Consider the following 17,571-nt stretch of genomic DNA (forward strand, 5'->3'; position numbering starts at 1 on the left):
CGAAACCCGCGCCACCAAAGGGCTAGGAACCTTCATAACCTGCCCATCACCTGCTCAAAACCTGCTCATAACCTGCTATAGGCAGGTTATAATAACGACATAACGACAATATATTTAGTTAATCCGATAGCTCGGCAGTTAAATGTTTGCCGGAGGGATATAGTCTAATATTAGATTATTCGCCTTCGGCGAGTTGCAGGTTGCAAGTTGCATTTGCCTTCGGCAAGTTACAAGTTATTTTTCTAGCGTTCATGACTGTATTCCAGCTCCTCCTCTGTTTATAGAGGAAACCCGCGAGTAAGCGAGGGCAATAGGGAAGCTTGCTTCCTGATTGCCGAGCGTGAGCTGGTTCGAGACCGGCTTCCGGGCTCACTTGGCAGCGTAGCTGACGGAGGAGTTCGATCTAAAATCTAAAATCATAAATCACCTAATTAACAAGCCTCTCCTCCTCCTTCACCCGCAGATAACTCCTGTAATTACTGAACCCCGCCATAATCACCAGTTCCATTTTACTCTTGCCCGCGTTGTCGGGGGAAAGGCGGAGGCGTTCGAGATGCGCGAGGCGATAGCGGTTGATCAAACGGCAAAAGTTCATGCCGAACTCCTTGTTTATAAACGCCGAGAGATAACTGCGGTTCGTGTGCATTCCGGCGGCGAGGTCGGTAATACGCAGCTTGGGATTAAGATAAGGCTTTTTCTCCCGCATGTAACGCGTGAAACGCGCACGGCCGGGAGGTATCGATTTGTCGGGCGGGTACTCCTCTTCCCCGGCATCCTGCCTGATAATAACGTAATTATCATCGAGCAGGTTATAGCACAATATCAAGTAAAACACGAAGGTCGGCAGCGCACCCAGCCACACGAAATAATTGGTGGCGAAAACCGGAACGCGAAATAACAATCCCGCCAACGGCACCGGAACGCAAACCAGTATCAACGCCTGCATCAGCGCCAGCCAACCGAGCGACGACCGACGCGCGTCTGACGAGTAATTCACGACACATCGCTTGTAACGGCGTATATTCCTCAAGCTCAACGCGGGATAAACGGTATTGTAAACGACGAACACGAGCGTTGTCATGGCATACATCACCCGGAACCACGTCCCCGACGCGTCGTCGCCGTAGACCACCGCCGCCTGCAGGCTAACGGGTACGGCGAAGTCAAAAATCACCGAAACCGCCACAATGCCGAGCGGTATCGCCAGATGCAGGCGGCCGAACCGCCGGTACTCTCCCGTGCCCGTGAGAATGGCGACGAAACGGTAGAACAGCACTTGGTCCAGCATCAGCGTCAGCAGGAACACCGAGTGATAATAGATGAAGACACGGGGATAAATCGTGTAAAACACCAACCCCATCCACCCCAGCGAGGTAACGAAATACGCCAGCGCCAGAAACAGGCGCAATTGGCGGTCTTCCCGGCTTCGCCCCCGTGTCCGCGCGTCCAGCAGCACCATCACCATGCACACCAGCGCGCACACGACGGGCGCCGTGAAAGCGAACGCCTCGACAAGCTCCCGCCCGATCATGGCTCCCCTCCTTCCCGCCCGGCGGCAAGGGCGCGGGTGTACTGCCTGTACTCGCCGAATCCCGCTTGTTTGACCAACGCGCTCTCGCTCTTGCCCTCGTTGCCGGGCAGCGAGCGGAGCCGTTCCACCTCCCGCAACCGCCAGTGGTTCAGGTAGCGGTTGAAATTCATCCCGTACTCGCGGTTGATAAACGCCGATATTACCGTCCGGTTCACGTCCAGCGCCTCCACCAGATCCGTTATCTTGTAACCCGGGTTCAGGTAAGGTTTCTCCTTCACGAAATACGTTTCCAGCCTCAACCGCGACATACTGCCGGAATGTTGCCTGCGCGGCGTCTTTTCAGCCGCGTCCCCCGGCACTTTTCCCTCCGGTTCGGGCACGGCGTAAAGCACGTACTCGCGCCGTATCACGTGGTAGGTCAGCAACACGTGTTGCGCGGCGATGCTCAACGTCACCACGCTCGTCCAGATGGAATAAAGTATTTTACCGCGCGGCATAAAGGTAGGCAACAGCGACGAGAGCAACGACGCCACGGAGATCGCCACGAGGAAAATCACCCACCGTGCCGGCGCACGCGCCAGCGTGTCCCGCTCGCTCATCTTTTTATAATAACGTACCAGTACCCCGATCGTCAACGCGTAATACACCAACCCGAAAATCACCCGCGCCAAGGGCTTTATCGTGAAAAAGCGGGTGTACGCCCCGTATCCCGGCGGCGTCACCAGCGCCTTGCCCGTGACGATTTCCAGCTGCACCTCGCCGGGCACGAACAGCGACCACCCCAGCATCACCCCCGCCAACACCCCGGGCGCAAGGTAATGCCACGGCGGGAAACGCTCCGGCAACCCCAGTCGCGTAAGGTAACGGATCACGCGGTAAAAGAATATCGACGGGAGCACGAAGCCCAAAAGGCAAACCGTGTTCAGCAGGACAAACAGTCCCGGCTGGAACTCGTAACAAAAAAACGTGTACCAACCGAGTGCCGACAGGGAAAGATAGACCAGAAGCACCCGTTTCAACTTTTTCTCCCCCGGGGTCAAACTGTCCGGCAGGGAAAAAAGAGCGAGTATCCCGCAGGACACCGCCGAGAAAACGGGCACGAGCACCGTCATGGCTATCGGGTAGGCAGCAGACACATCCATGCTTCAAATATATCGCGTTTTTGTCAAAAAACGACTATCATAGCCCGAAATAGTACGTTTTTTACCTTTTTGCACGGAATTACGATTTGGCAAGTGAAAAAAATACCCCTATTACGATTTGGCAAGCAATATTTTGTTGAATTGTCTCCCGGCGGATTTCATTTTTACCTAGTTTTACATTCACGAACCACCGCACGCGGTGCCATTCCGGTAAATCGACAAAATACTTATATATAAATAACAGCTTTATGAAACTTTCTCGACTAACTAAGATCCTACTCTTTTTGATAGCGGGCATGCCGGTTTCCGGTACACCGCCCGCCCGGGGGGCGGACAGAGTGGCGGCAGATTCCGTCGTCACTTTCCGCTTCCTGCCGGGCAACGATATGTTTTTCCTCCGGGGCAACGAGGCGGAACTCCGCCGCCTGCTCTCGCTCGTGGACGAATACCGCGCGCGGATAGCCGACGGCAGCATGCCTCTCGCCGTGGACAGCTACTGTGCCTCCCTCCCCTCCGAACGGGAAAACCTCGACATGGCACGCGTCCGCGCCAACCGCATGAAGTCGGAACTCATCACGCGCCGGGGACTCAAGGAAGAAAACTTCATAACCACTAACCGCGCCGTCGCTCGCGACGGCAACCGGGACGCGGTAATCATGACCCTCCGCGTCCCGGCAAAAGCGGCACCCCTGCCCGTGGCGGAGAAGCCGAAGGAAGAGGCTCCACCCGCCGCCGCGGAGAAAAAAACGACAGAAAAGAAAACGGTGACGGTCGAAGAAACGATAACGGAAAACGCACCCGCGAAGGCAGTTGCACCCGCGCCACCAGCGGAACCGGAATCCCCGGCACGCCTGTACCGCTTCGCCATACGGACGAACCTGCTGCACGACGCCTTGCTGCTTCCCGCACTGGGAGCGGAGTGGCGCGTGAACCGCCATGTCGGCATACGGCTCGACGGCAGCCTCGCGCGGTGGAACGGCGACCGCGGCAAGGTGCAGAAGGTATGGCTGCTCAACCCCGAAGCAAGGTGGTACCTGCTCGACGGCAAACGCTTCTACGCGGGAGTATCGGGCAGCTACGGCGAGTACAATATATACAAGTACCCGATAGGCAGCTTCCTGTCGAAAGACACCGGCTACCAAGGCACGACGTGGAGCGCGGGCGTGACAACGGGCTACCAGCTCTATCTCTCGCGCTGCTTCTCCATCGACTTCAATCTCGGACTGGGCTACACGCGCTTCGACCACGACACGTTCGACGCAGTTGAAGGAACACGACGGTACAAGGAAAGAGGGAAAACAAAGAATTTCTGGGGACCGACACAAGCAGGAATCAGCCTCGTGTGGACTACCGGAAGGAACAAGTAGAACAAATACACGAATGAAAGATATGAAAATTACGATTACATCACTTCTCGTCCCGGCGGCAATCCTGTTGCTCGCCGCTTGCGACGTGAAAGACCCGATTCACGACCCGGAGCCTCCCGTGAAGGTCACCGTCGTGACGGAGGAACTTCCGGCACTGACCGTAAAGCGCGACTCCTTCGCGACCTCTTCCCCCCGGATGCTGCTGTTGGGACAGACGGACGATATCACGGGGGTGACGAGAGCGACGCCCTATTTCACCCTCTCGCCTCCTTCCGGCGCGGAGGTGCGGGCAGACCACGTGTACGATTCACTCACCTTTTTCGCCCGCGGCGGCGGGACGGTGTGGGGAGATACAACCTTGTTGCAGCAAATCCACCTCTACCGCCTGCGGGAACTTCCCCCGTCCGCCCCGGTCTTCAACACTGCCACTGTCCTGCACGAGGCTGAACCTTTGGGTTCGTTCACGTTTTGGCCCGGAGCGGGGAGAGTGCCGCCCGTTCTGCGTTTCCGGCTCGACAAGGCCGACGCCCTCGGGCGGGAGATGCTCGCCATGCTCGCTGCCGAGAACAGCGTGATGGGGGATGCCGCCAAGTTTCGGGAATATTTGAAAGGGCTGGTCGTGATGGCCGACCCGTTGAACACCTGTATCTCCACCCTCGACCCCTCGGCAGGCGGCATGGGCATCACCCTCCACTGGCACGACGGCGGCGGCACTGCCCGGAGCTGCTCCTTTGTCACGGGCGCGGCGGAGGATGCCCCGTGTATGTTTATGAGTATAGTCAACAATGCGGCGGGGACGCTTTATAGCGTACTCCAACAGCAGACGGACGCCCTGCCGTTTGCCGATGCCGCCCGGCAGGGATACCCCGACGGGCAGGCAGTGGTGTGCGGCGCGGGCGGGTACATGGTGCGGATGGAATTGCCGGACGCGCTTCCGGGACAAGCGGAGGGACGCACACCGGCGAAGGTGGAAATCCGGTGGCATGTCCGGCAGCCGGGATGGTACACGACACCGCCCGTGGAAGGGGAAGAGGAAGAGGAAGTCAAAGAGGAGATGACCAATACGCCTTACCCGCTGCCTGCCGCCGTGCGCCTCTACGAAACGGACGGCGACAACCGCGTGAAGGCCGCGGTGACCGACGCGGAGGGGAAACCGGTGGACGCCATCCTGACGGATGCCTCCCCGACGTATGCCAAGGACGGAATATACACCGCCGACATCACGCACTACTACCTCTCGCAGCTGAGCCGCGCCGCCGGGCAAGGCATGGTGGCACTGCTGGCGGGGGTTCCGGTGGATGAGCTGACCGCCTCGGCGGGGCTGATGGTGATGGACTCCCTCCCCGAAATCCGAGTGCATTGGCACGAACCTGCGGGGGAATAAAGCAACAAGGTACACGGCTACCGGACAAATCCGGCACAGGCTGAAACCAATCTCGAGTTAGTAACAAATAAACCACACACCATGAAAACGATCTTTGACTTTTTCTCCATCCGGCGGGTAAACTTACGCAACATCATCGGTTTCAAACGACTGGGCAACTGGGTACTCCGACCGAAGCACAACCGGAAGCATACCGGACCCAAGCATCCCGAGCAGGAACGCACGAACGAGGTATTCGGCAAGGCAAGGAAGTTCGGCGCCGCTTTCGCCCGGACGATGGCGGACTACCCGGCATGGGCAACCGCCGCCACCCTCTACTGGGCAGGACGCACGGGCGACAACCTCATGTTCCACATGAACCACGACAAGTTGATAGGACGCGTCGTGGCGTGTTTCCACCTCTTCCGTTTCAGCTTCGGGCCGAGAAGCCTGCCGTGGAACCTCGAGGCTCGCGCCGACGGCAACACCATCACCATCACGTGGCAGGACAACCGCCGCTCCCCCCATTGCTCTCCCCACGACCCGCTACTCGTCGGCGTCCTCTTCGACAACAAACCCGGCAAACCCATGCTCGTCGCCGACAGCGGCGTCACCCGCGCCAGTTGCGGCATCTCCATCGTCCTCAACGACAAGCAACCCCGGAAAATCCACCTCTACCCCTTCTTCTGCAACCCCGAGAGAACGGAATTTTCGGAAAGCCAACATTTGGAAGTAACGACCGATTCGATGAGCCTGACGATTCGGTGATTTATGATTTATGATTTTAGATTTTAGATTAAACTCCTCCGTCAGCTTTGCGTCCAAGTGAGCCCGGAAGCCGGTCTCGAACCAGCTCACGCTCGGCAATCAGGAAGCAAGCTTCCCTATTGCCCTCGCTTACTCGCCGGTTTCCTCTATAAACAGAGGAAGAGTTGGAATACAGCCTTAACGCAAGAAAAGTAACTTGCAACTTGCCGAAGGCAAATACAACTTGCAACCTGCAACTCGCCGAAGGCGAATAGAACATTTTCAATTTTCAACTTTCAATTTTCAATTGTTATCCCTACCTTTGTGATAACGAATAAAACAAATTGAACTTGTAACCTGCCGAAGGCAAATGTAACTTGCAACCTGTAACTCGCCGAAGGCGAATATAACCTGCAACTTGCCAAAGGTAAAAAAAAAGACCATGAACCAAACGTTATCCCATCTCCGGAAGATGCCTATCGGCATACAGAGTTTCGAGAAACTCCGCCGGGAAGGTTTCGTGTACGTGGACAAGACGGAACTGGTGTACCGCCTTGCCAGTACGCCAACCCCCTATTTCCTGAGCCGCCCGCGGCGCTTCGGGAAGAGTCTTTTGCTCTCGACGCTGGAAGCGTACTTCCTAGGCAAGCGCGAGCTTTTCGAGGGGCTTGCCGTCGAGCGGCTGGAGACGGAATGGGCGACTCACGCCGTGCTGCATCTCGACCTGAACGCAGGGCAATACCAGACCGTGGAGGAACTCGACAAGATGCTGGAATACCGCCTCGGGGAATGGGAACGGGAGTACGGGGTCAGTATACCGGGACCGACGCGTTCCATTCGTTTCTTGGAGGTAATCAAGGCGGCACACGCCCGGACGGGGCGGGGGGTAGTGGTGCTCATAGACGAGTACGACAAGCCGCTGCTCAACAGCTTCGATAACCCTGAGTTGCAGGAACAATACCGCTCGATACTGACGGCATTTTATTCAGTGTTAAAAACCGCCGACCCGTGGTTGCGTTTCATCTTCATCACGGGGGTGACGAAGTTCGCGCAGATGGGGATATTCAGCAATCTCAACCAACTCTCCGATATCAGCCTCGACTTGGATTATGCCACGCTTTGCGGGTTGACACTCTCCGAGATAGAGGCGAACTTCGCGCCGGAAATAGACCGGTTGGTGGCATACCACGGGGGGACACGCGAGGAGATGATAGAGGAATTAACCCGCCGCTACGACGGCTATCATTTCAGTAGCGGTGACGTGCCGAACGTGTTCAACCCGTTCAGCCTGTTGAGCGTGATGGAGAAACGTTTGTTCCAGAACTACTGGTTCGCAACGGGTACGCCGACGTTTCTGGCACGCATGCTGCAGCAGACGGATTTCGACTTGCAGGAACTGGACGGCATCGAGGTAACCGCCTCGTCGCTCACCGACGACCGTGCCGACGTGAAGAATCCCGTGCCGATGATCTACCAGAGCGGTTACCTGACGATAAAGGGATATGACAAGCGTTTCCAGACGTACACTCTCGGGTTCCCCAACGAGGAGGTGAAGTACGGGTTCCTGAATTTTGTCGCCCCGTTTTACTCCGCCATACCGGGAAGCGAAACGGATTTTTATATCGGCAAATTCGTGCAGGAACTGGAAAAAGGGGATGTCAATGCCTTCATGACACGACTGCGGGCGTTCTTCGCCGATTTTCCTTACGAGTTAAACGCCAAGACGGAACGGCATTATCAAGTGGTGTTCTACCTTGTATTCAAGTTAATGGGACAATTCACCGACGCCGAGGTACGCAGTGCCCGAGGACGGGCGGACGCCGTGGTGAAAACCTCGCTATACATATATGTCTTCGAGTTCAAACTCGACGGCTCCGCCGAGGAAGCCCTCGCCCAAATCGACGATCGGGGATACCTCATCCCCTACTCCGCCGACAGCCGGAAAACCGTCAAGGTGGGCGTGGAATTCAACGCGGAAGAACGTAATATCGGGAAGTGGACTTGTTGATTCAGTAATCTTATTGATTTGGTGATTTACGATTGCTTGATTGATGATTTTAGATTAAACTCCTCCGTCCGCTTCGCGTCCAAGTGAGCCCGGAAGCCGGTCTCGAACCAGCTCACGCTCGGCAATCAGGAAGCAAGCTTCCCTATTGCCCTCGCTTACTCGCCGGTTTCCTCTATAAACAGAGGATGAGTTGGAATACAAACTAGAACTCGAGAAAAGTAACTTGTAACTTGCCGCTTGTGGCAAATGCAACTTGCAACCTGCAACTCGCCGAAGGCGAATAGAACCTGTCGCTTCGGGTTTATGAACTTTATAAACTTATTCCGGAATCTCGATCTTCTCTCCTAAATGGCGGGGTTGCTTGTTCGTGAAGAAATCGACATACACCTTTACCCGGGCAAACAATTCGCGTACTTGTGTCTTGAAACCTTCTTGGGTTCCGACATCTTCGGCATTGTACCCGATCGCTTCCATTTCATAATGATGAGCCAGAAATATAGCCCGTTCGTTATGAAATTGCTGGGAAATCACGGTGATACTATCCTGCCCGAATATCTCCTTGGAACGCACCACGGAATCGAGCGTACGCAGTCCCGCGAAATCCAACACAAGCACCTCTTTCGGAACACCTCTTCTCAACAGCGAATCTTTCATGGCTTGAGGTTCATTGTAGTTGTGCCGGCGGTTATCCCCACTGATCAGTATATATTTTACCTTTCCCGCGTTATATAACGCCACTGCCGCGTTGATGCGGTTGTCGAAATACGGGTTACTCCGCCCACCCTTTAACCGGGGGGAAGTCCCAAGCAATAATCCCACCTTGTTACAAGGGATTGATGCCGTGTCCGTGAATACCCGACCTTTGGCATAACACGTTATCCGGTAATTACAAAAGAGTATCCCCATACAACAAAGCAAAAGGGGCAAAACGATACCATACACGAAAACCCGTTTCACGATTTTTCTCCATTTCCGTGACCCCAATTTCCGCTTCACGCTTCCGTCCGAAACTGTTAAATCTTTTCTCCCCTTAGGTGTCATAATCTTAACTTCTCCTCTACAAAGATACGACTTTCCAACGAATTATGATGAATAACACATGAACCAATGTGTCACTTTCTCGCTATACGTTTTAGAAATCGGGATATCGGGTACTTTCTCGACGCCAAATTCCAGATAAATACCGTCTTTCTCCCTGCGAATCACTTTCACCTGCTCGAAATTGACCATGTAAGAACGATGGCAACGCAGGATATTCGTTCCCTCGAAGGTTTCTTCCATGGCTTTCAACGTGTTCCGTAGCATGAAACTCGTGACAACACCCTTGTTCAAATACCAGACACGCACGTAATTATCCGCAGACTCGATATACAATAAATTTCCGCGTTTCACGGACAAACGCAACTCTCCGTTCGCATCAAGAAACGAGATCACCGCGGAAGTTCCTCCCATGTCGTTTTTATCATTCTCTATCATCCGCAACTTTTGTACCTTGTCCCGCCACGAGAAATAAAGCATCAACATGGCGTAAGGCAAAAGCAAAACAAGAAAAGTGTTCTCGGTCGATTCCGCGAATATTTCCATCACCTCGCGCTCCGGTCGCAGATACATGGAATAGGTAGTATAAAAAAGCGACATGAAAAAGACCTCGGCTGCAATCCAACCGGCATATTGCAGGTAATTGAGCGCATGACGTTTCGTGTAATAATACATGATAAGACGACTCACCGCGACCACCAGTACCCCCGTGAGAATGACAAGACTGGAGAAAAGGAAAAACTTGAACTCCGACACGGGATACCACGTCAGGGAACTAAACGGCTTATAGAGATTGATAAAAATCAAGTCAAATACAGCCGTGAATAACACTAAACGTAGCAAGTTCGATTTCTCGTAATGAAACGTGGGTATTTTACGTGTCAACGCATTCATCTCTCTCTTTTTTTGTAAATTTCAAACAAAGATACACTTTTCCCGTCATAAAATTTACCCCTCATACCTGAATTTTATCCCTGAATATCGTTTTTCGTCCCTTTCCCCCGGGGTACATACCTTTGATTTTGAAAACCCGGAATTGTGTCGTTTTTTTGCATTAAGCTATAAACACAACACCATGGAAATCATCACCAGAACCAAACAATTAAAAGCTATTTTCTCTTACGATAAAAAGGTAGAAATAGACGACAGACCGTTGGAAATACACCCGTATCATTTCATCCAGAACACCGGGGTGAAGGAGATCGAGCAATTCCAGCAATTGATACCCCCCTGTGAATTTTGTCCCGTTCCGGACAATAACATCCAAGAGAATAAAAGTTTCTCGTACACTGTCTTCACCCCTCGCGGAACAAAGAAAATTGACAAAGCCATCCTGCTGCTGCACGGGCTGAACGAACGGAACTGGGACAAGTACCTGACGTGGGCGGAATACCTTGCACTCGCCACGGGTAAAGCCGTCATTCTTTTCCCTATCGCTTTTCACATGAACCGCACGCCGGGCACATGGTATAACCCGCGGGCACTGATGTCGTGGGTAACACGACGGAAGCAAGAAGTGGAACATCTCGACAACTCTACGTTCGTGAACGTCGCGCTGAGTTACCGCCTGTCGGATGCCCCGCTCCGTTTCTTTATCTCGGGTAAGGAATCCATGTTCAACCTATGGCAATTGCTCACGGAGATCAAGACGGGACAGCACCCCCTGTTCAAGCGGGATACCCCGGTAAACATTTTTGCTTACTCGATCGGTGCTTTCCTCTCGCAAATACTGATGTTAGCCAATCCCGACCGACTGCTGGACGACTGCCGCCTGTTCCTGTTTTGCGGCGGTTCGATATTCAGCCGAATGGACGGAAGCGCACGGGATATCATGGATCGGGAAGCATACAGAAAGGTGAAAGATTATTTTATGAATGATTTTCTCGTACCGGGCGAAGCACACCGTATGTTACCCGTGCTTTACGAGGAAGATTTCATGGAAAAAGCGTTCAAAGCCATGATTCGCCCCGAAATCATGCAGGATTACCGGGAATCATTCTTTGAACAGGCTCAAAACCGTATCCGGATTATCAGCCTCGCGAAAGATACCGTTATGCCTACGCGGGGTGTAGTGGAAGCCCTCGGCGCGAAAAACGCCGGAAAGATTCTGGAACAACTGGATTTCCCCTACGAGTACTCGCACCAGAACCCCTTCCCGACAAACACGGGAGCCACGCCGGAAATGTTGCACCAAGCCTTTGAAGGAGTTTTCAGTCGAGCGGCGAACTTCCTTTAACTCTCTTTCCCCGCTATCATATCCCGGATATTGTCGCGTTCACCGACAACCCACACGAGATCACCTTCCTTGAAGATCGTGTGACCGTTCGGGTTCATGATGGCATTATCGTCCCGTTCGACTCCCACGATCACGCAGTTGTAGCGATTGCCGACGTGTGATTCCGCCAGAGTCTGCTCAAGAAAAGGAAAATCGGGTTCCACGGTGAAGGATTGCAAGGTGACCTCTTCCTCGTGAATACCGTCACGGTTTTCCTCCTGCATTCGTTCCACCTCCGCGGAAAAACGTTGGATTTGCTCGTCGCTTCCCACGACAACGAGGCGATCTTGCGGGTAAACACGTTCCGTGTTATCGGGGATATTGATCTTGTGGTCGCCCCGAATAATTTCCACCACGCTGACACCGAAAGTCTTTCGGAAAGAGATTTCCCCGAGGGAAAGTCCGGCATAGGGGGAATTGGGCGACACGGTAATAGCGGTGAGGTGAATATCTTTGTCACTCAATTTCCGCTTGAAACTTGCACGTAGGGGATTACGACGGCGTGCCGCTTCCTCCCGCTGGTTCAGATTCAACAGAAAACGTTTCTCCAATCTGGCATACTGATTCAAGTCACGCCGAAAAACAAGGAATAACGCCAGTATCCCAAGGGCAATGATAATCACGATACCGTACTGGATATGGAAATACCTGATCAACACGAGTGACACGAAAAACGTCGCCACGAATACCCGGAAAAGCACCATCGACACCAGCCGTCCCCGGTTGTATTTACTATCATTCCAAAGACTCATGAATAATTCGCGCGAATTGTACTTGTTTGACACGAGCGCGATAAGAAACGGCGCCATCAGTACCAATGTCAACACGACGGTAACCACGTTGTCGAGCACGGGCGAGTCGGGGAATTGATCTGTCATCAACGGGTATATCCCGTGTGTAGAGAGCAAGAAGACAGCGGTCAGTAATATACTGAATATCGAGAGGCGCCCAAGAAAGCTTTTCAACAGTTTTTTCCAATCGCTCTCGTGATTGATTGTCTTCGCGCCGGAAGAATAGCGATCGAGGAAGTTGCAGGTACGATCGGGCAACACCCGGTACAACCAGTCAGCAAAAGGATCCGCGAGCCGGATAAAATAAGGCGTCGTGAAAGTCGTGATCACGGAAACGGCAACAATGATCGGGTAAACGTAATCATCGAGAACTTTCAGCGACACGCCCAACGAGGCGATGATAAAGGCAAATTCCCCGATCTGCGCGAGGCTGAACCCGGATTTAACGGAAGTCTTCAGCGTTTGTCCCGACAAGAGGACGCCGAACGTCGAGAAGCAAGCTTTACCGACAATGGTCACCAGCGTGATGATCGCTACCGGCCACGCGTATTCCACGAGTATCGCCGGATCGACCAACATTCCCACGGAAACGAAAAAGATAGCCCCGAACAAGTCTTTCACCGGTTTGATAATATGCTCGATACGCTCCGCCTCCACTGTTTCCGCCAGTATGGAACCCATGATAAAAGCCCCGAGAGCGGCAGAGAATCCCGTTTCCGTTGCCAGCACCACCAGACCGAGGCACAGACCGAGAGCGACGACCAATAATGTCTCGTCGTTCATCAACTTCTTGACTTTTTTCAATATCAAAGGAATGATAAATATCCCGATCAGGAACCAGAGGACAAGGAAGAAGATTACTTTAAAGACGCTCATGATGAGTTCCTCTCCCGCGAATTGCTGGCTGACCGCCATGGTGGAAAGCAACACCATCATCAATATTGCCACCAGATCTTCGACGACGAGCGTCCCGAACACAATCCCCGTGAATCGCTGGCTACGTAAACCCAGATCGTCAAATGCCTTGATGATAATCGTCGTGGAAGACATTGATAACATCCCCCCGAGGAAAATGCTGTTCATCGTTGACCACCCCAGCATATAGCCCACGAGATATCCGATAATCAGCATCGTGACCACCTCCGTGATCGCCGTGATAAACGCTGTCGAACCCACGTTCACCAACTTCTTGAAACTAAACTCCAGTCCTAGCGCGAAAAGCAGGAATACTACCCCGATTTCCGCCCAGATATTAATATTCTCGATATCCCCCACCGTGGGAAAAACATGCACGTAAGGGCCCGCGAGAAGTCCCGCCACGATATACCCCAACACAAGGGGTTGTTTGAGCCATTTAAACAAAAGGGTAATAATCCCCGCCGATACAAGAATGAGCGCGAGGTCGGTTATCAAAGTCGGTAAATGAGACATTATTTACTATTTAATGGTTAAATTGATGAAGAATACAAATATATTCATAAAATTAATACGATGAAAGAGGAAAAGACGTTTCAAAATAATGGAGAATTGAAAATGAAGGTATTCGTTATTTTTTAATAAAACTGAAACTGTGTTGGAAAGTATATCGTATACTCCAATAGATATAAACTCAAAACACTCGGATATGGAAATCAAGCACAATGAACAGATGCATCTGTTCGAAATTCAAGATAACGGCAAAACGGCCGTTGTGGAATACAAACCCTTTGACGGGGGAATCAACATAGTACATACATTCGTCCCGAAGCCCTTGCAAAGCAAAGGTTACGGCTCGGCGCTAGTAAAGCAGGCGCTGGATTATGCCAGAGAAAAGAAGTTGAAAGTAATTATCACGTGTCCTTTCGCTCGCGCTTACGTGGCACGACACAAGGAATACGAGGATTTGCTCTAAAATTCGTCTGGTAACAATACTTATCCCGGCTTGGTTTCTATACAGGATCAAGGTGATTATCAATATGCCAATTCGAAAATCAAGCTACCAAGGGACTGTTTCGCGGAAACGATTTTCTTAAAAAGATAGAAATTTTAAATCTATGCTTTGGAACATCGGTAAATTATAACAAACTTTGTGGTGAATTTAGAAGCGTGTAGTATGAATAGTTGTATTATCATTACAATATTAAGCGGCGTTATTTTATTACTCTTCTGCTTGTACATGAGAGCAAGGACGATGAGCAGTAAAAGAGGGCAAGAGATCGAGGCATCGGGAGCGTTATTTGATTTTATCCTGCAACATATTAAAGCGTATATCCTAGTTATCGACAAGGATTTTATCGTGGAGAAAACAAATTATTACACCGTGACTGATACACGGGACGATAACCGAAAAAAAAGAGTAGGTGAATTACTCCAGTGTGTCAACTCTTTCGAGAAAGGATGCGGGAACGGGGAACTTTGTCAGACCTGCCCCATCCGGCAAGCGATCACGGAAGCATTCCGCATGAGGAAGGACTTCTCGAATTTAGAAGCCGTTGTCAGCCTGCGCGTATCGGAGAAGAAGTCAATAAAGTGCAATGTCTCCGTGTCAGGATCGTACATGGATATGAACTGTCGCCCGGAAATGTTGATCACCATTCATGATATCACGGAACTGAAACAAGCCCAGATCAGATTGCAGGACGCACTGGACAAGACGGGACGTATAGAGAAATCGAAATTCTCGTTTCTGGAAAAACTGGGTAACGATATCAACGATCAGTTGAATTGTATATTGGGTTGGGCAAATCTGGTCAGCACCGACAAGACGCTGACCGAGAACCAGCGCAACGAGTACATGAATCTTATCTATGAACATTCCGACCAGTTGTCGCATATGGCAAACGACGTGTTGCGACTGGCAAGAATCGACGCACACAAGATAGAGCTTCAAATGACCACGTTCTGCCTGCACGAGTTTTGTCAAGATATTCTGTTAATGCGCATGAACAACACGCACCCGAACGTGGAGTTATACTTGGAAGGCGACACCCCGGACCTGCTCGTCTACACCGACCAGCAGAAGTTGTACCAAGTGATCGTAAACCTTTTATCGAATGCCCAGAAGTTCACGAACAAGGGACACATCCGCCTGAGTTATTCCCTGAACAAGGAGCAAAACACGATCAACTTCGTGGTAGAGGATACCGGAAAAGGGATGCCCTCGAAGATTCATGCCAATCTTTTCGAGAGGTTCTACAAGGCGAACACCTTCACGGAAGGTACGGGACTTGGATTATCAATCTGCAAAGCATACATCGAGGCTATGGGCGGAACGATACAGTTCACCTCATCCGAGGGACGGGGAACACGTTTCCACTTTTCTATCAAACGGGACCCGATTCCCGCCGGAGACGCGGCTCTTGACTTGTGCAAGTAGTCCATAAGGTCAGCAAGGTCCATAAAGTCCATAAGGTCAGTAAAGTCTATGGAGCCCTGCGGGGCGCTTTGTCCACGGCAGCAATGTTGCCGTTAAACTCAGTCCGAAGGACGCCCGTGACTTTATAGACCTTACGGACTTTACGGACTTTATGGACCTTACTCTGTAACTTTCTTCTTCCGGTTTCCGTTTATCACGGAAAATAGAAAAGAATGGAAACAACCGGTAAGCCCAAAGAGATCATAGGGCATCTTATGGTCTTGTCTACAATCATCATATACAGTTTCAACACGAACTTCATGAAGATCCTTATGCCCTCGTGGATAGGACCCCACGGGCTCGTGTTACTCCGCTGTACCATGATGGCCGCGGGATTCTGGCTGATCTCGTTGTTTCTTCCGACAAAAGGACAAGCGAAACCGACAAAAAAAGACATTCTAATGATGATGCTCGGGGGTGTACTCGGCATCGGTGGGAATTTATTACTTTATATCAACGGATTGAACATGACCGGTCCAGTGGATGCTTTCGTGATCCGTACCACCCAGCCGATCATCGTGATCGGTCTTGCCGTGCTTCTGTTACATGCCTCTTTTAACTGGTATAAGGCAATCGGTATCATACTCGGCCTTGCCGGGACGGTGTATGTATCCATAACTCCCCATGCCGGAGCGGTCAAGGATTCGGTCACGGGTGACGTTCTTATCTTCGTATCTTCCGTGTTTAATGCCTTGTACCTGATTTTAATAAAACCTTATACACAAAAGTTCAATTCCGTCATCGTTATGCGGTGGATGAGTCTGGCCGCCATGATTATCACGTTTCCGTTCGGTATTCATCAAGTCTTGAACGCACCGATATTCACGTCCGTCGCACCGACACACATCTGGTTGGAACTGGGATTCACGCTCGTGTTCTCCACGATGCTCGCTTACTTCTTGAGTCTGAAAGCCTTGGTGTACATTACCCCATTCGTGGAAAGCGCGTATATATATTTACTCCCTATCACGGGGGCTATCGTTTCTATCGCTATCGGCTTACAGAAATTCTCTTGGCACGACCCGATCGCCCTCGTACTGATCGTTATTGGATTTATTCTTATTAACAAGAAAACGAAGAAGCAAGTAAAAGAGCTTAGAGTTCAAAGTTAAAACTCTAAATGTCACAATTTCTTCACCTTCTTTTCAAGTTCGCCCATTTTCTCGCGATGCGCCTCAAGCGCCTCGTGCATTTTCCGTCGAGAGTCAGCGTTAGTCACGATCTCCGGGTACTCTACCATCAAGGACACAAGATTAGTTAATGCCTTGGCTTCCTCCACACTCTTCACCAAGATATCCACGTACAATTTTCTTTTTTCCTCGTTCGGGAATATAGCCTTTGCTTCTTCTTCCAAACCTTCTCTGTCAATTTCCGGGATTTCCACTTCTTCCATGATTTCTTTTCTTTTTAAATTTCCACACCTTATCACAATCAAAGCATTTATTCACCGACTTGAATATCGGGAACAACGCCGACAACAAGAAGTATATCACAATCATGATCACGTCGGGAGATTTCTTTACACCAATATTAGAAGAGCCACAAAAGGGACAACACGTCCTATCCGTGGTTTTATCCGCTTCAACAATCCATACCTCATCTTCTTGCACCAAATCGACCGAAGTAATATATCCCCCCTCTTGCAACAACTTCACCCCTTCCGACAAATGTTCGTCCCGCACCCACAACTTCACACCACCAATCGCATTAGAATAGAAATTATTTACTTGAGCTGTCAGCTCGTCCTGCAATAATGTATCTACTCCTGCCGACTCTAGGTATGCCTTTGCCATATAAGCATCTTGTGGATAAACGAAAGTCTTTATTATAGTCCAATTATTCATGATATCATGTATTTATCGCTGATTCGCGATATTATGATTGCAATTTATTATAATTTTAGGAGAATTCCAAA

Annotated in this window: 15 protein-coding genes; 8 read left to right on the forward strand and 7 right to left on the reverse strand. The window is 51.2% G+C overall.

Annotated features, from left to right (window positions below; translation table 11 throughout):
* Nucleotides 1–427: 427 nt before the first annotated feature.
* Together Q5866_RS04950 and Q5866_RS04955 are read right to left on the reverse strand one after the other, a co-directional pair.
* The gene (locus tag Q5866_RS04950) at nt 428–1,360 is read right to left on the reverse strand and encodes an AraC family transcriptional regulator (protein WP_255723115.1); all 933 of its coding nucleotides are present in this window, start codon (nt 1,358–1,360) and stop codon (nt 428–430) included.
* Nucleotides 1,361–1,527: 167 nt separating this feature from the next.
* Nucleotides 1,528–2,673 (reverse strand): AraC family transcriptional regulator, encoded by a 1,146-nt coding sequence (locus Q5866_RS04955; RefSeq protein WP_227215604.1) that lies wholly within the window; start codon nt 2,671–2,673, stop codon nt 1,528–1,530.
* A 248-nt stretch (nt 2,674–2,921) separates the two neighbouring features.
* Here Q5866_RS04955 and Q5866_RS04960 point away from each other — a divergent pair, with 248 nt between their 5' ends.
* The 4 genes from Q5866_RS04960 to Q5866_RS04975 all read left to right on the forward strand — a co-directional run bounded on the left by Q5866_RS04960 (nt 2,922) and on the right by Q5866_RS04975 (nt 8,158).
* A complete protein-coding gene (locus tag Q5866_RS04960) occupies nt 2,922–4,040 on the forward strand; it encodes a DUF3575 domain-containing protein (protein ID WP_303179225.1) in 1,119 nt (372 codons plus the stop codon).
* A 13-nt stretch (nt 4,041–4,053) separates the two neighbouring features.
* Entirely contained in the window at nt 4,054–5,424 is a 1,371-nt protein-coding gene (locus Q5866_RS04965; protein WP_303179226.1) for a hypothetical protein, read from the forward strand.
* A gap of 81 nt (nt 5,425–5,505) precedes the next feature.
* Nucleotides 5,506–6,171 carry a hypothetical protein gene (locus Q5866_RS04970; protein WP_186975746.1) on the forward strand — a complete coding sequence of 222 codons (666 nt, stop codon included), beginning with the start codon at nt 5,506–5,508 and terminating at the stop codon, nt 6,169–6,171.
* Nucleotides 6,172–6,592: 421 nt separating this feature from the next.
* Nucleotides 6,593–8,158, forward strand: coding sequence for an ATP-binding protein (locus tag Q5866_RS04975; RefSeq protein ID WP_099292953.1), 1,566 nt, complete (start codon nt 6,593–6,595; stop codon nt 8,156–8,158).
* 318 nt (nt 8,159–8,476) lie between these two features.
* On the opposite strand, the gene Q5866_RS04980 is transcribed toward Q5866_RS04975, so the two are convergent.
* A complete protein-coding gene (locus Q5866_RS04980) occupies nt 8,477–9,115 on the reverse strand; it encodes a vancomycin high temperature exclusion protein (protein WP_186975837.1) in 639 nt (212 codons plus the stop codon).
* 126 nt (nt 9,116–9,241) lie between these two features.
* The gene (locus Q5866_RS04985; protein WP_186975748.1) at nt 9,242–10,090 is read right to left on the reverse strand and encodes a LytTR family DNA-binding domain-containing protein; all 849 of its coding nucleotides are present in this window, start codon (nt 10,088–10,090) and stop codon (nt 9,242–9,244) included.
* Nucleotides 10,091–10,271: 181 nt separating this feature from the next.
* On the opposite strand from Q5866_RS04985, the gene Q5866_RS04990 reads away from it, so the two are divergent.
* A complete protein-coding gene (locus Q5866_RS04990) occupies nt 10,272–11,432 on the forward strand; it encodes a DUF6051 family protein (RefSeq protein ID WP_303179229.1) in 1,161 nt (386 codons plus the stop codon).
* On the opposite strand, the gene Q5866_RS04995 is transcribed toward Q5866_RS04990, so the two are convergent.
* A complete protein-coding gene (locus tag Q5866_RS04995; protein WP_303179230.1) occupies nt 11,429–13,693 on the reverse strand; it encodes a cation:proton antiporter in 2,265 nt (754 codons plus the stop codon). The two genes, Q5866_RS04990 and Q5866_RS04995, sit on opposite strands and share 4 nt — an antisense overlap.
* Before the next feature lie 193 nt (nt 13,694–13,886).
* Here Q5866_RS04995 and Q5866_RS05000 point away from each other — a divergent pair, with 193 nt between their 5' ends.
* The 3 genes from Q5866_RS05000 (at nt 13,887) to Q5866_RS05010 (ending at nt 16,768) form a co-directional block, all read left to right on the forward strand.
* Nucleotides 13,887–14,153: a GNAT family N-acetyltransferase gene (locus tag Q5866_RS05000; protein WP_099292959.1), complete on the forward strand. Its 267-nt coding sequence runs from the start codon at nt 13,887–13,889 to the stop codon at nt 14,151–14,153.
* 201 nt (nt 14,154–14,354) lie between these two features.
* Nucleotides 14,355–15,617, forward strand: a complete 1,263-nt coding sequence (locus tag Q5866_RS05005) for a sensor histidine kinase KdpD (protein ID WP_186975750.1) — start codon at nt 14,355–14,357, stop codon at nt 15,615–15,617.
* Nucleotides 15,618–15,829: 212 nt separating this feature from the next.
* Entirely contained in the window at nt 15,830–16,768 is a 939-nt protein-coding gene (locus Q5866_RS05010; protein WP_186975751.1) for a DMT family transporter, read from the forward strand.
* 11 nt (nt 16,769–16,779) lie between these two features.
* Here Q5866_RS05010 and Q5866_RS05015 read toward each other — a convergent pair whose 3' ends face one another.
* On the reverse strand, nt 16,780–17,049 hold the full coding sequence (locus tag Q5866_RS05015) for a hypothetical protein (RefSeq protein WP_099292965.1): 270 nt from the start codon (nt 17,047–17,049) through the stop codon (nt 16,780–16,782).
* On the reverse strand, nt 17,021–17,500 hold the full coding sequence (locus Q5866_RS05020; RefSeq protein ID WP_099292967.1) for a DUF2007 domain-containing protein: 480 nt from the start codon (nt 17,498–17,500) through the stop codon (nt 17,021–17,023). Before Q5866_RS05020 ends, Q5866_RS05015 begins: the two co-directional genes overlap by 29 nt.
* Nucleotides 17,501–17,571: the final 71 nt, after the last annotated feature.

The organism is uncultured Butyricimonas sp. (assembly GCF_959596855.1).
Lineage (GTDB): Bacteria > Bacteroidota > Bacteroidia > Bacteroidales > Marinifilaceae > Butyricimonas > Butyricimonas muris.